Consider the following 12886-nt stretch of genomic DNA (forward strand, 5'->3'; position numbering starts at 1 on the left):
GCGAGTGCCTCTCTCCTTTGTGCGGACGTCCGTGTCCGCCATCACCGCCGTCATGATTCCGGGAGGAACGACGGGTCGTAGATGTCGTCGACTGCCACGGTGCCGGTGACCTTGCCGTACTCCTTCGTGAGCCGGATCCACGTCGTGAGGCCCTCGGTGCTGACCCTGCCGTCGAGCGAGTAGTCCGGCTTCGCGAATTCGTACGAGGAGCGGGCGATCTCTTCGCTCACCTTCGCGTCGCCCTTCAGGATGCCGACGGCCTCGTCCGGGTGCGCGACGATCCACTGGGTGCTCTCGGTGTATGCCGCGAGGAATTTCTTCAGAGCGTCGGGCTTGTTCTTGATGGCCTGACCTGACGCTCCGAACACCTGAGGGGTGAGACCGGGGATCATGTCGCGATAGTCGAGGACCTTGTTCATGCCCTGCGCGGCCGCCTGATCGGCGTATGGCTGCACGAGCCCGGCTCCGTCGACTTGCCCCGCGATGAGAGAGGCCACTTGAACCGATGCCGCACCGCTGGGCACGTAGGTGACCTTGTTCTCGATACCCGCTTTCTCGAAGAGGTACTTCGCGAGGATCTCGGTGCCGCTGCCGGGGCCGACCACCGCCATCTTCTTTCCGGCGAAGTCCTCGACCCTGGTGATCCCCTTGCCGCCGTAGAGGATGTGCTGGTCCTCAGTGAGCAGGTTCGCGATGATCTTCATGTCCGACCCTGCGGCGACAGCGCCGATCGCTCCTTCGGTGAGCATCGCGGCGACATCCACCTGCCCGCTGACGAGCGCTGCGACGCCCGTGCTGGTGTCCTTGACCTTGGTCACCTCGAGATCGATGCCGTGCTTGGCGAAGATGCCCTCCTTGAGCCCGGCGGTGACACCGAGGAACGAGCTCCCGGTGATCGAGGTTGCGAGCTTGACAGTGACAGTGCCCGATGACGAGTCGCCGCCGGACGTGGTGGCGTCGCCCGCACAGCCGGCGGCGGCGACCATCACGGCCGTCAGCACCACGGTGCCCAGAAGGCTCTTGCGAAGTCGTTGTCTCATGATGAATCTGCTTTCGATAATCGGCGTTGATTATGGTGGCGGTCCCAGTTGTCAGGACTTGTTCGCGCTGTCCATGTCGCTGAACAGGACGCCGCCGCGGGCGAGGTCGGAGCGCTCGATCTCGAAGAACGTGATCCGCACCCCTTCGGGCTTGATCCCGAACGCGTCGACGGCGGAGCGGGTGACTCCCTCGACGAACTGGCGGCGCTGGTCCAGCGTCCGTCCACGGAAGATCTCCACGGTGATGTTCGGCATCTCTTTACTCCATCTCTTGGTGGTGGTTCGGGTAAATCTCGGTCGGCTTCGCGACCCGCGCGTTCGCGAACAGCCCGCGCAGCGTCGATCGGGTGTCGATCGCACGGAGCTCGTCCAGAAGCCGGCGCGCATCCCAGGCGCTGCCTGGTGTCTGAGCGCATTCGGCGAACTTGGCATCGAGCTCGGCGTCGGTGAGAGGCGAGCCGGCATGCCCATGCGGCATGTCCGCGCGCTCTTCGAGCAGCGTGCCGTCGCGGAGCTGCACACGTACCGTCGAGAACCAGCGCCCGTACTCGGTCGGCCCGATCGGCGGAACGACCGCTTCATGAGTCGCCACGAGCGGGATCAGCCGCTGAATATGCGGCCGCCTGACCGCGGGGTCCTCGAATGATCGCAGCGACAGCGTCTCTCCGGCGAGGGCTGCGGCGACCGTGTATTCCATGCTGAACTTCGCCTGGAGCCCCGTCGTGGGCCGGTGGTGGATCGGCCCGGTGAGACCCGTCGGCTGCACCGTCACATCGATGCGCTCGATGTCCCCGGTGTCGAGGCCACGGGCGGCGATGGCCGATGCGGCACGGGCTGCAGGGTGGACGGCATAGCAGGCGGGGAAGGACTTGACGTTCAGTCCGCGAGTCGTGACCGTCCATCGCTCCTCAAGAACGGGGGCGATCCTGCTGAGATCGGGTTCGACCCCGAAGACATGGAAGTAGCCGAGCGCGGATTCGAGGTGTTCGGGATCGGCGTCGTAACCACTCTCGGCGAGGGACGCCGCGAGCACCGCGTGAGACGCGGCCATGCCCGCGTGCAGCGGCTTCACCGTGAATCCGCAGTTCTGCCGGCTTCCTGAGGCCAGAGATGCGGCGATACCGAGGGCATACCGCGTCCGGAGCACATCGAGTCCGAGAAGACGCGCGCATGCGGCCGTGGCCGCCATGATCCCGACGGTCCCGGTCGCGTGCCACCCCAGGGTCCAATGTGCGCGGACAGGCAGCGCCGCGGAGATCGCACACATCACCTGATGCCCCACCACGTACGCTTCCAGCGCCTGCCGTCCGGAGAAGGATCGGGACTCGCAGACGGCGAGGATCGGTGGCACGAGGACGACGCTCGGGTGGCCGTTCACATCGTTGAGGTGATCGTCGAAGTCGAGCGCATGCCCGGCGGTGGCGTTCACGAGTGCCGCGTGTACGGCTGAGGTGCCCGCACCCGAGCTGATCAGGGTCGCGCCCGCCGCCTCGCCGGCGGCGGGGGCGGGGGCCGAAGCGGTCAGAGCTGTCACGGCGACTTCGGGGACGCCCGCGATCGCGACGCCGATCGTGTCGACGAATGCGCGCGTCGCAATCCTCAGCGCCTCGCTGTCGAGAGCGGAGAGGTCGCTGTCGACGGCGAATCGTGCGATCGACTCCGTTGCCGCAATCGTCATCGCATTTCTCCTTCAGCCTGGACGGCGCGATCAAGTTCCTCGATAGATGTGGAGAGGAGGCGCGACTCCGCCGCGAGGAGGAACCGGGCGCCACGGTCACGTGCATCGGCGATGGCTGCGGGGGTGCTCGCCGACAGACCGATGATCTTTCCGGCGCCCTTGGCGGTGCCGATGACGGTCTGCACTGCGTCCCGGACCTCCTGCCGGTCGACCTGGCCCGCGAGGCCGAGGTCGTTCGACAGGTCGTAGGCGCCCGGCAGGACGATGTCGACTTCGGGGAGCAGAATCGCGGGCAGTTGCTCGACTCCCCGGCGACTCTCGATGTGGACGATGATGAGCGGCCAGGAGCCGTCCGCCACCAGCTTCTGGTAACCGCCCGGGTAACCCCCGAAATGGGTCACCCGCGAACGCCCGAGCCCCCGCTCACCGTCTGGGGCGAACGTCACGCAGCTTCGCACGGCGAGAATGTCATCGGCGCCCTCGACGTGAGTGAGCTCGAGCCCGTCGACCCCGATGTCGAGGCAGCGGCCGATCAGATCACGGTTCACCGGCAGGCGCGCGATCAGATCGACCTCCGCGACGGCGCATGCCCGCGCGACGTCCTCGAGTCGCGCCCAGTCCGGAAACCCTCGCTCGAGGTCGACCGCCAGGGCGTCGACTCCGAGGCGTCCGAGGTACTCCGCGGCCGCCGCGGTGGGGAAGTCGAGCGTGACGCACAGGGCGTTCTCACCCCCGGCCAGCCGGTTCCGGACTCTGTTCGCCATCGCTTCTCACGCTCCCGTGCGGAAGGGGTGCAGTGGCATCCCCGCGACGGGCCATGGCGCCGTCAGTAGACTCCCCTTGTCGGAGTCCGTGACGATGAGCTGGCCCTCTGCGGAGATCGCGACGTTCGTGTACTTCGTGCCCTCTCCTGGCCGGATGACCTCGATAAGGGATCCTTCCCGGTCGTAGACCTGAAGGTCGCCAGGCGCTGTTCCGGTGATGGCTCCGACGACCAGATTCCCATCGACGTCCCAGGCAAAGCCGTCCGGGCGACCGTGATCGAGCCGGATGAAGACCTCGGGCGCGCCGAGCCGGCGCTCGCCGGTGAACGGGATGCGCAGGATGCACCCCTCCGCGCCCTGTGCGACATAGACGGCGTCGTCGTTGGTGGTGAACCCGATGCCGTTCGGATACCAAGAGGTCGACCCGAGGAAGTCAGTCTCGCCACTCGCGACATCGACCCGCCACAGTCGGCCGTCGTTGCGCTCGGGATTGCGGCTGGGGTCGGTCACGTAGAGATGACCGTCCGGGCCGAAGCACAGATCGTTCGGATGGATCGGATCCTGGGTGATGGTCTCGACCCGACCGCTGGGAAGGATCGCCTGCACGCCTCCGGTGACGCCCGGCCACCGGTGCGCAGGGAACTTCCCGCCGTTCTGAGCAACGTACATGACGCCATCGGCACCCTCTGTCAGACCGTTCGGGCCTCCACCCGTCAAACCGTGTACGACCGTCTCGTCGCCGTGCACTCGATAGACGCATCCGCGGTCGATCGACGTGAAGAGGATGTCACCGTTCTGAGCGAACACCGGACCTTCGGTGAATCCGACATCAGATGCAACGACTGTGAACTCCATGCCTGCTCTTTCTCTTGCCCGGTCTGTCGCGGATCCCGCGCCAATGGCAACGAGTCTAGGAAGATCCAAGACGGAGATGCAGGGGGCTTCAGCGATCAATCCATCGGTTTCACCGATAGTTGTGGATGGCGTTCATCATCGGCGCAACGTTCCGTTCTCGGCGGTTTCCATGGCGATCGACACGAACTCCCGCGTCGGCTGGGTCGCCGCGCCGGGGATCCAGGCGAGCTGCATCTGCACGGGCTTCGCCAGGTCGTGCACGGGAACGAAGGCGACGTCTGCATTGCCGGATGATCGGAACGACAGCGGCTGCACCGAGACCCCGAGACCCGCGCTGATGAGCGCCATCTGCGTCTCCATGTTGGCGCTGGCGGTGATCTTCCCGGGGATGCAACCGAACTCGTGGCACGTCGCGATGATGCGGTCGTAAAACGATGCGTTGTCCGACCGCGGCCAGAAGATGAACGTCTCGCCGTCGAGCTCGGACAGACTGAGGCTCTTCGCCCCTGCGAGCCGATGGGTGGAGGGCAGCACGGCCAGGAGTGGCTCCTCGAGAAGGGACTCGACCCGCACGCCGTGTCGATGATGGACGCCGCGCACGAACCCGACGTCGAGGTCGCCCGTGAGCAGCCCGTTCAGCTGATGATCCGTCGACATTCTGATCAGCTGAACCTCGACGGCGGGGAACCGCTTCACGTAGATCTGCAGGATCGACGGAATCAACGTGGCGAGCGAAGGCGTCAGAGCGCCGATCCGAAGACGCCCTCGGCGGCCGGACCCGATCTCCTGAGCGGTGTCGGCGAGACTCTCAAGATCCTCGAGGATGCGGCGGGCACCCTCAAGAAAGCTCGCACCCGCTTCCGTCAGCAGGACGGAGCGGCTCGAGCGCAGCAGGAGCTCCGTTTCGAGCTCGCCCTCCAGCGAGCGGATCTGCTCACTGATCGTCGACTGTGCCACGCCGAGCCGCACGGCGGCCCGGCTGAACTGCCCGTCCTCGGCAACAGCGACAAAATAGCGCAACTGCCTGATCTCCATGGAAGCCCCGTCTCAGACGCCATCCGCAAACGAATCCAACGATATCCGAGCGTTATCACCACAGCTTGACGGTCTTCCGCTCCAGCCGATGTCCGCGATTAGGGCCCGCACTAGGCGGAGCGCCGAGGTCTCCCGCTCAGAGTGCTCGGTGCCGGCGGCATCCCGCGGATCGCCGACAGCTCACCCGACACGCGCACGGTCCCAGCGCCGAACGGTAGCAGCACCGTATCGCCGGCACGCACCAGCAGTGCGCCTCCGTCCCAGGCGAGCTCGCCCGCCCCTTCAGCCACCACGAACACGGAGAACTGCTGCACCAGCTCGACGTCGCGCCCCGCTGTGACCACGACCTCCTCGGCGCGGAAGAACGCATCGGCGCCAGAGGGCAGGAACGACCCCGCCGAGACGTGGCCGAGCCAACCCGCGATGTCCTCAGCGCTCACGCCAGTCCGCGTGACGGCACGCAGCGCGGTGGCCTCGTCCAGACCGAGCAGCGAGTCCTGTCTGGTCAGCCGCTCGTAGGGCGCGTACTCGAGGATGATCGAGAGGTCGGCGGGCTCCTGCAGCTCGAGGATCAGCATCCCCTCGCCGATCGAGTGCGGGACGCCGGCCGGCACGAACAGCACGTCACCCGGGCGCAGCGTCACCCTGTTCATGGCGCCCAGCATCGCCGCGGCATCCTGCGTCTGGAACCACGCTGCGAGCGTCGCCTCGTCGACATCCTCGCGGAAGCCCACCCAGGCACTGCCCTCGCCACCATCGACGTCGAGCACGATCCACGCCTCGGTCTTGCCGTTCGCCACGTGCAGCTCGCGTCGTGCGTACTCGCCGTCGGGGTGCGCGTGCACGAAGATCCGATCCCCGGTGTGCAGCAGCTTTGTCAGCAGCTTCGGGTCGGCGCCGAACGCGGCCACGTGCGCGTCCCCGAGGTACCCGACCGGATCGGCGGCGATGCGGTCACGCAGCGTGACCCCGTCGATCACCGTGAGCCCCTGGTCGTCCGACCCGAAGGTGGTCACGGTCGATGCCACGAAGTCCTCGGGCAGCCATTCGTCCGCGCCGGCGGCAATTCGCCGGAACCGTTCGATCGCCGCGCCTCCGCGGTACGCACGCGGGGTCGGGCGGTTCTCGCCGAGAACGACCGGGGTGAGTTGTGCAGTCATGCCGCTTCGATCCTCTCTGCGGCGGCGAGCGCCGCAATGAACCCGCCGACGAAGCAGTCGCCGAGTCCGATGGTGGTGGGCCGTTCGACCGAGATCGACCGGGCCGGCACGCACGTGGTCGGTTCCTCCGTGTGCACCACGATGTCCTCCGCGAATCTCGAGTGGGCGGCGGGCGGGTCGCCCGCACCAATCGCGGCGACCTGTTCGGCGGTGACCCGATCGCCGTGCGCATATCGGGCGGTCGCCGCGGATGTGCCGCCGCGCAGCGCCGGCTCGAAGCGGGCAACATCCTTCCCGTACGCGAGCGCCCAATGGCGAGTGTGGATGACAAGCGTCGGAGTCGCGATCAGCGAACGGATGTCGCGCAGGGCGCCCGCCACGTCATCGATGTCGAGCAGATCGATACGTCGACCGAGGTGCGCCTGCCATTCGTCTTCGTTCATGCTGTACACGTCGACCAACGGCGCGACGCCCGCACGGACAAGGCCGTGCAGCCGCGCATCGTGGAACGCGGCATCCTCGTACATCACCGTTCCGAACGCGGGCCGCGCCGCGAGCGCCGCACGCAGCTCACCCAGTCGCGCCTCGACCAGCCGGGCATCGGTCATCACGTTGAATCCCGACACCATCAGCCACTCGGCGTCGCGCGCGGCCGCCGCGAAGTCGGGGCTGAACGCCATCGCCACGTGCGGAGGATCGTTCGTGAAGATGAGCCGGTTCGGCACCTCCAGCACCACGTCACCGTCTGCCAGCTGGATGAGCCCGTGCTCGGGCAGCTGCACGATGAGGTGCGGATACATGCCGTCACGCGTCGCGCTGGTGATGTAGTCGCAGTCGACCGGGTACAGCCGCCGGAAGTCGTCGTCGATGCTCACCAGGTGCACGGTCGAGCGCACGCCGAGCGCCCGCATCATGAGCGCAGCACGCACGCACGTGCCGCCGAGCGTGACGGTCTTCTCGTGCTGCGCCGCGAACCGCGTGATCACCTCCGGCACCTCGACGAAGCGCTCTCCGCCGCGACGCTCGCGCGCGAACCCGAGGATCACCGCCACGAGCGACCGCTCGTCCCGAATCGGCAATTCCGGATCGCAGTCGGCGACCCGCAACTCGTGCGCGTCGGCGAGCCGTTGGATGAGTCGCCCGTCCCACACGATCTCGTCGTCGATGGTGCCCCCGAGGCCCAGGACGACGCGCCCGGGCCTCGAGGGAGAATGCGCGTCAGTAGAGATCCGCTTTGCCGGCTGCATCGAAGAGTTCGATCTTCTGCGCCGCCGTGACCTTCAGGGCCGCGATCGGCTCGGGCTGGATGGCGTTCGGCTCGCGCAGCCGCTCGTCGGTGCCGAGCACCTCGCGCATCCGGTTGTGGTACGCCACCTTGATGTCGCTGGAGATGTTGATCTTGTTGATGCCCAGCTCGACCGCCCGCCGCAGTTCCGCGTCGGGATTCGCCGACCCGCCGTGCAGCACCAGCGGGATGCCGGTGGCCGCCTTGATCTCCTTGAGCAGGTCGTGCCGCAGCTCGGGGTTCTTGTCAGCCGGGTACAGGCCATGCGAGGTGCCGATCGCGATCGCCAGACTGTCCACCCCCGTCTCGGCGACGAAGCGGACGGCGTCCTCCGGGCTCGTGTAGATGATCTCAGCAGCACCGGACTCGCCGTAGCTGTCGTTCGCCCCGATCGTGCCGAGCTCACCCTCCACCTGGATGCCCACGGCGTGCGCGGCCTCGACGACCTTGCGTGTCAGCGCGACGTTCTCGTCGAACGGCTGGAGCGACGCGTCGATCATCACCGACGTGAACCCCGCCTGGATCGCCCGGATCATCTGCTCGTAGCTGCCGCCGTGATCCCAGTGGATCGCCACGGGCACGCTCGAGCGGTGTGCGCGGGAGTGCATCGCGGGAATCAGGTCGGTCGTGATGTGCGCCACCTCGTCCGGATGGATCGCGATGATGACCGGCGCCGCCAGTTCCTCGCTGATGTCCATGACGCCATTGAACATCGCCCAGTCGCTGATGTTGAAGGCCGGGATCGCGAAGTTGTGCGCGTTCGCGACGTCGAGGATGGACTTTCCTGCGTAGAGCATGTCTCTCTCTTTCTCTGTTGAGGTTCGGGGCTGCCGGGTCAGGCCTTCACCGCACCGGCCGCGAGGCCGCCGATGAAGTACCGCTGGAAGATGAGGAACAGCACGAGCACCGGGATGGAGCCGAGGATGCTCATGGCCATCACCTCGTTCCACAGGTAGTTGTTCTGACCCATGAGGAGTTGGATGCCGACGGGCACCGTGCGCCGGTCGTCGGTCTGGGTGAGGGTGAGCGCGAACAGGTACTCGTTCCACGAGATCATGAACGTGTACAGGCCCACCGAGACCATGCCGGGCACGGAGACAGGCACGAGGATGCGCCACAGCACCGACATGGATCCGGCCCCGTCCACCCGCGCCGCCTCGTCGAGTTCGCGCGGCAGGCTGTCGAGGTAGGCGGTCATCATGATGATCGCGTAGGGCAGCGTGAACACCACGTAGGTGAGGATCAGCCCCTGGTACGTGTTGTAGAGCTGGAGCGCGACCATGATGCCGAAGAACGGGATCAGCAGCGTGATCGGAGGCACCGCCTGCACGCCGATGATGATGACCCGGATGATCGATTTGCCCCGGAACTCGTACCGGCTGAACACGTACGCGGCCAGCAGCGCGATGATCAGCGTGAAGATGACCACGCTGATCGCGACGATGTAGCTGTTGACGAAGTAGCCGATCTTCACCGGGTCGGTGAGCACTGCCGCGTACGCCTCGAACGAGAACGAGCCGTCCACGAGCTTCGGTGGGAACGCGAAGATGTTCGCGTTCGATTTGAACGAGCTCGACAGCATCCACAGCACCGGAAAGCCGGCGAACACCGCGCCAACGACGAGGGCGAGATAGATCAGGACGCGTCCGACGCTGCGTCGCGTTCGGGACTTCATTGCGATGCTCAAAACTGACTCGCCTTCTTCTGCTGGCGCACGTAGAAGATCGCGACGAACAGCGACGCGACGAGGATGACGACCGCGCTGGTGGAGGCCAGCGAGAACTCGTAGCTGTTGAACGCGAGCTTGTAGGTGTAGGTGCTGACCACTTCGGTGTGGTTGATCGGGCCGCCTCCGGTGGTGGCCCAGATGAGGGTGAACTGCTGCGTGGTCCAGAGCAGGTCCAGCAGGGCCATGCTGTACAGCACGGGGCGCAGTGCGGGGAGCGTGACGCTGAAGAACTGACGGATCAGTCCCGCGCCGTCGACCCGGGCCGCCTCGTACAGATCGGTCGGGACGCCCTGGAGGCCGGCGAGCAGGCTGATCATGAAGAACGGATAGCCCGACCAGATGTTGATCACCGTCACCGCGAGCAGCGCGGTTGCCGGCGTCGCCAGCCACGGCACTGCCTCCTGCAGGGCACCGAGGGTGGTCAGCACGTAGTTGATGACGCCCGACGGGTCCAGCAGCAGTCGCCAGAGGACGGCGACCACGGATGCCGTGAAGATCCACGGCAGGATGTAGATCGCCCGGAAGATGGCCCGGGGCAGCGCGTGCACGAGCTTCGAGTTGAGCATCAGCGCGAAGGCGACGCCGATGATCATGTGGATGACGACGCTGGCCACCGTGAAGATCAGCGTGTTGCTGACCGCGTTCCAGAAGTTCGGATCGGTCAGGATCGTGACGTAGTTGGCGAATCCGACGAACTGCGGGTTCTGGTTCGTGACGACGTTGTCAAACAGCGAATACGCGATGACGATGATGATCGGGATGACCATCAGGCCGAGCACGAGCAGCACGGTCGGCGCGATCAGCACGTAGGGCTCGAACCGCCCGCGCCGGCCCGAATGCGGGTGGGACGGCCCGCGGGGTGCGGATGTCGTGATCAGGACGGTGTCTGGTGCGGACGTGGTCATGGAGCTCCCCTTCCGGGTGGCCGGCCGCACCGTGCGGGTGCGGCCGGCCCGATTCTGCGCCTCAGCGAGATCCGAGGCGGATCAGAATTGCTTCTTCCACTGGTCTTGGACGTTCTGCAGCATCGTGGTGGTGGGCTCCTGACCTGCCACCGCCTTCTGGAACTCGGTGAGGAACGAGGTCATCAGCTGGTCGGCGGCCGGCAGACCGGTGAACTCGTTGACCGGCTTGCTCTTCTGGTAGATGTCGAACGCCGCCTTGAAGTGCGGGTCGGCACCGGAGAAGTCGGGCGTCGAGGTCTTGTTGCCGGGGAAGCCGTTGGCCAGGGTCGAGAGTGTCGAGTTGGTGTCCTTGTTCATCAGGTACTGGATGAACTTCCACGCCTGCGCCGCGTGCTGGGTCTTCGCCGACATCCCGATGCCCCATGATGCGGTGAGCATGCCCTTCGTGCCGGTGTAGCCGTCCTTGACCGGCTGCGCCGAGACGCTGAACTTCAGGTCGGCCGCACCCTGCGTGATGGTGGTGACATGTGCGAGCGAGTCGACCATCATGCCGACCCGGCCGTTGATGAAGTTGGTGACCTTGTCGGTCTCCTGCAGGCTGTTCGCACCCGGAAGGACGGCGTCCGAGGTGACGAGGTCCTTGACCATGTCGACGGCACCGCTGACGTCCGGGTTGTCCGTGAGGTTCGGCTCGCCGTCCTTGAGCATGCTGCCGCCGGAGGCCCAGGCCCACGACAGGATGTCGTTCTGCGCGCCGTTGGGGTTGGTGGTGCCCAGCGGCACGACCCATCCCTTGACGCCGCTCTCGGTCTTGCTGATCTTCTTGGCGTCGGCGCTGAACTCGCTCCACGTGGTGGGCGGGGTCGTGATGCCGGCCTTGCCGAGGATCGCATCGTTGGTGAACAGCGGGTAGACGAAGTTGACCACCGGGATCATGTACGTGCTGCCCTTGAACGCCACCTGGCTGGCGAGCTCGCTGTCGTCGTAGTTCGCCTTCTTCATGGCGTCGGTGAGGTTGTACAGGGCGCCCTGCTTGTACAGCGGGTTCACCCACGAGCCGTCGAGGCCGACGATGTCGGGCAGCGTGCCCGAGGCCGCCTGCGAGATCGTCTGCGTCTGCAGCGACGCGAACGGCGCGCTGATCAGCTTGATCGTGATCTTCGGGTTCGCCTTGTGGAAGTCGTCCACGATCTTCTGCAGCGCACCGCTGGGCATCTCGGGTGCCCACCACTGCGAGAAGGTGAGTGTGACGTTTCCTCCGTCGGCGCTGCCGGATCCGCCGCTGCACCCCGTCAGTGCGAGCGCGACCGCCGACGTGGTCGCGGTGGCAGCAAGCATCCATCGCAGCCGCCGAAGCGGCCTCCGAGCTTCGTTGCCCATGATTCTCCCATCGTTGGAATGAGACTGCTGTTCTCTACTGCTTTCTGCAGTTATCTGCATGGTAGGAGCATCTGCCTTGCAGAGTCAAGCAAAAAACGGCAATAATGGGCGAACGACGTGCGCGGGGCCGCCGGTCAATGCAATCCGATGCGGTTGGATGCGGCTGTTCTATGCTGTTCCTGTCGCCGCACGCGAATCTCTAGGGGGTCAACGATGAGCCTGCCCGACTCCGAGCGGCGTCTTCCGGCGGGGCGCAAGGCCGAACTCGCCGCCTACGTGTCAGAGCTCGGCGAGGTGACCGTCGCGAAGCTCGCCTCTCATTTCGGCGTCTCGACCGACACGATCCGGCGCGACCTCGATCACCTCGACCATGAGGGAATGGTGATCCGCACGCACGGTGGCGCCGTGAGCCTGAGCGCCGGGACGAAGCCCGACACCGAGCTCGAGGTCCGGCTGCGCGTCCAGACCTCGGCCAAAGAGGCGATCGGGCGCCGAGCGGCAAGCCTGGTGGAAGACGGGTCTGTCGTGATGCTCAACGGCGGCACCACGACGCTCGCGCTGGCCCGTCACCTGCGCAAACACCGCAACCTGACGGTGGCGACGAACAATCTGCGGATCCCCGCCGAGATCCCGCCCAACGTCCTGCGCGACCTGTACATGTTCGGCGGCCCGGTTCGGACGGTGACCCAGACCACGACCGGCCCGATCTCGCTGCGTCTGGGCCCGAGCGATCACGAGATCGAAGTGCGCAGCGACCTCGCGTTCATCGGCATCGGTGCGGTGTCACCGGTGGGCGGATACTCCACGAGCAACCTGGGCGACGCCGCGATGATGGCCGCGATGATGGCCCGCTCCACACGCGTCGCCATCCTCGCCGACTCGTCGAAGTTCGGGCGGGATCTGTTCGCCCAGGTCGCGACGCTGGATGCCGCGGACTACTTCATCACGAACGCGCAGCCCCCGGCCGACCTGATGACGGAGTTCGACGCCGGCGGCGTCGAGGTTCTCGTCGCCGAGTAGCGCGCTCCCGCTTGGTCGCAATCTGATTTCGAAGC

General features: G+C 66.2%; 13 protein-coding genes. 1 reads left to right on the forward strand and 12 read right to left on the reverse strand.

Annotated features, from left to right (window positions below):
• Positions 1–50 precede the first annotated feature (50 nt).
• The 12 genes from AC0L6F_RS10275 to AC0L6F_RS10330 all read right to left on the reverse strand — a co-directional run bounded on the left by AC0L6F_RS10275 (position 51) and on the right by AC0L6F_RS10330 (position 11789).
• Positions 51–1040, reverse strand: coding sequence for an ABC transporter substrate-binding protein (locus AC0L6F_RS10275; RefSeq protein WP_473537825.1), 990 nt, complete (start codon positions 1038–1040; stop codon positions 51–53).
• Positions 1041–1091: 51 nt separating this feature from the next.
• Positions 1092–1295 (reverse strand): tautomerase family protein, encoded by a 204-nt coding sequence (locus AC0L6F_RS10280; RefSeq protein WP_473537826.1) that lies wholly within the window; start codon positions 1293–1295, stop codon positions 1092–1094.
• 4 nt (positions 1296–1299) lie between these two features.
• On the reverse strand, positions 1300–2718 hold the full coding sequence (locus AC0L6F_RS10285; RefSeq protein WP_473537827.1) for an MmgE/PrpD family protein: 1419 nt from the start codon (positions 2716–2718) through the stop codon (positions 1300–1302).
• The gene (locus AC0L6F_RS10290) at positions 2715–3482 is read right to left on the reverse strand and encodes an HpcH/HpaI aldolase family protein (RefSeq protein WP_473537828.1); all 768 of its coding nucleotides are present in this window, start codon (positions 3480–3482) and stop codon (positions 2715–2717) included. Before AC0L6F_RS10290 ends, AC0L6F_RS10285 begins: the two co-directional genes overlap by 4 nt.
• 6 nt (positions 3483–3488) lie before the next feature.
• On the reverse strand, positions 3489–4337 hold the full coding sequence (locus AC0L6F_RS10295; protein WP_473537829.1) for an SMP-30/gluconolactonase/LRE family protein: 849 nt from the start codon (positions 4335–4337) through the stop codon (positions 3489–3491).
• Positions 4338–4472: 135 nt separating this feature from the next.
• On the reverse strand, positions 4473–5372 hold the full coding sequence (locus AC0L6F_RS10300; RefSeq protein WP_473537830.1) for a LysR family transcriptional regulator: 900 nt from the start codon (positions 5370–5372) through the stop codon (positions 4473–4475).
• A gap of 110 nt (positions 5373–5482) precedes the next feature.
• Positions 5483–6532 (reverse strand): class I mannose-6-phosphate isomerase, encoded by a 1050-nt coding sequence (locus AC0L6F_RS10305; protein ID WP_473537831.1) that lies wholly within the window; start codon positions 6530–6532, stop codon positions 5483–5485.
• Complete coding sequence (locus tag AC0L6F_RS10310; protein WP_473537832.1) at positions 6529–7779, reverse strand: ADP-dependent glucokinase/phosphofructokinase; 1251 nt, start codon at positions 7777–7779, stop codon at positions 6529–6531. Before AC0L6F_RS10310 ends, AC0L6F_RS10305 begins: the two co-directional genes overlap by 4 nt.
• Positions 7751–8614 carry a ketose-bisphosphate aldolase gene (locus AC0L6F_RS10315; protein WP_473537833.1) on the reverse strand — a complete coding sequence of 288 codons (864 nt, stop codon included), beginning with the start codon at positions 8612–8614 and terminating at the stop codon, positions 7751–7753. The genes AC0L6F_RS10310 and AC0L6F_RS10315 overlap by 29 nt, the downstream gene beginning before the upstream one ends.
• A 38-nt stretch (positions 8615–8652) precedes the next feature.
• A complete protein-coding gene (locus AC0L6F_RS10320) occupies positions 8653–9492 on the reverse strand; it encodes a carbohydrate ABC transporter permease (RefSeq protein ID WP_473537834.1) in 840 nt (279 codons plus the stop codon).
• An 8-nt stretch (positions 9493–9500) separates the two neighbouring features.
• On the reverse strand, positions 9501–10451 hold the full coding sequence (locus AC0L6F_RS10325) for a carbohydrate ABC transporter permease (protein WP_473537835.1): 951 nt from the start codon (positions 10449–10451) through the stop codon (positions 9501–9503).
• An 81-nt stretch (positions 10452–10532) separates the two neighbouring features.
• Positions 10533–11789, reverse strand: coding sequence for an ABC transporter substrate-binding protein (locus AC0L6F_RS10330; RefSeq protein WP_473537836.1), 1257 nt, complete (start codon positions 11787–11789; stop codon positions 10533–10535).
• A 255-nt stretch (positions 11790–12044) separates the two neighbouring features.
• Between AC0L6F_RS10330 and AC0L6F_RS10335 the strand changes: the two genes are divergently transcribed.
• Positions 12045–12851, forward strand: a complete 807-nt coding sequence (locus AC0L6F_RS10335) for a DeoR/GlpR family DNA-binding transcription regulator (protein WP_473537837.1) — start codon at positions 12045–12047, stop codon at positions 12849–12851.
• Positions 12852–12886 lie beyond the last annotated feature (35 nt).

This window comes from Microbacterium sp. G2-16M, assembly GCF_055809115.1.

What these genes read in the sequence shown, in the direction of transcription:
- AC0L6F_RS10275 (WP_473537825.1), bottom strand. Translation starts at nt 1,040, where the DNA reads ATGAGACAACGACTTCGCAAGAGCCTTCTGGGCACCGTGGTGCTGACG.
- AC0L6F_RS10280 (WP_473537826.1), bottom strand. Translation starts at nt 1,295, where the DNA reads ATGCCGAACATCACCGTGGAGATCTTCCGTGGACGGACGCTGGACCAG.
- AC0L6F_RS10285 (WP_473537827.1), bottom strand. Translation starts at nt 2,718, where the DNA reads ATGACGATTGCGGCAACGGAGTCGATCGCACGATTCGCCGTCGACAGC.
- AC0L6F_RS10290 (WP_473537828.1), bottom strand. Translation starts at nt 3,482, where the DNA reads ATGGCGAACAGAGTCCGGAACCGGCTGGCCGGGGGTGAGAACGCCCTG.
- AC0L6F_RS10295 (WP_473537829.1), bottom strand. Translation starts at nt 4,337, where the DNA reads ATGGAGTTCACAGTCGTTGCATCTGATGTCGGATTCACCGAAGGTCCG.
- AC0L6F_RS10300 (WP_473537830.1), bottom strand. Translation starts at nt 5,372, where the DNA reads ATGGAGATCAGGCAGTTGCGCTATTTTGTCGCTGTTGCCGAGGACGGG.
- AC0L6F_RS10305 (WP_473537831.1), bottom strand. Translation starts at nt 6,532, where the DNA reads ATGACTGCACAACTCACCCCGGTCGTTCTCGGCGAGAACCGCCCGACC.
- AC0L6F_RS10310 (WP_473537832.1), bottom strand. Translation starts at nt 7,779, where the DNA reads ATGCAGCCGGCAAAGCGGATCTCTACTGACGCGCATTCTCCCTCGAGG.
- AC0L6F_RS10315 (WP_473537833.1), bottom strand. Translation starts at nt 8,614, where the DNA reads ATGCTCTACGCAGGAAAGTCCATCCTCGACGTCGCGAACGCGCACAAC.
- AC0L6F_RS10320 (WP_473537834.1), bottom strand. Translation starts at nt 9,492, where the DNA reads ATGAAGTCCCGAACGCGACGCAGCGTCGGACGCGTCCTGATCTATCTC.
- AC0L6F_RS10325 (WP_473537835.1), bottom strand. Translation starts at nt 10,451, where the DNA reads ATGACCACGTCCGCACCAGACACCGTCCTGATCACGACATCCGCACCC.
- AC0L6F_RS10330 (WP_473537836.1), bottom strand. Translation starts at nt 11,789, where the DNA reads ATGCTTGCTGCCACCGCGACCACGTCGGCGGTCGCGCTCGCACTGACG.
- AC0L6F_RS10335 (WP_473537837.1), top strand. Translation starts at nt 12,045, where the DNA reads ATGAGCCTGCCCGACTCCGAGCGGCGTCTTCCGGCGGGGCGCAAGGCC.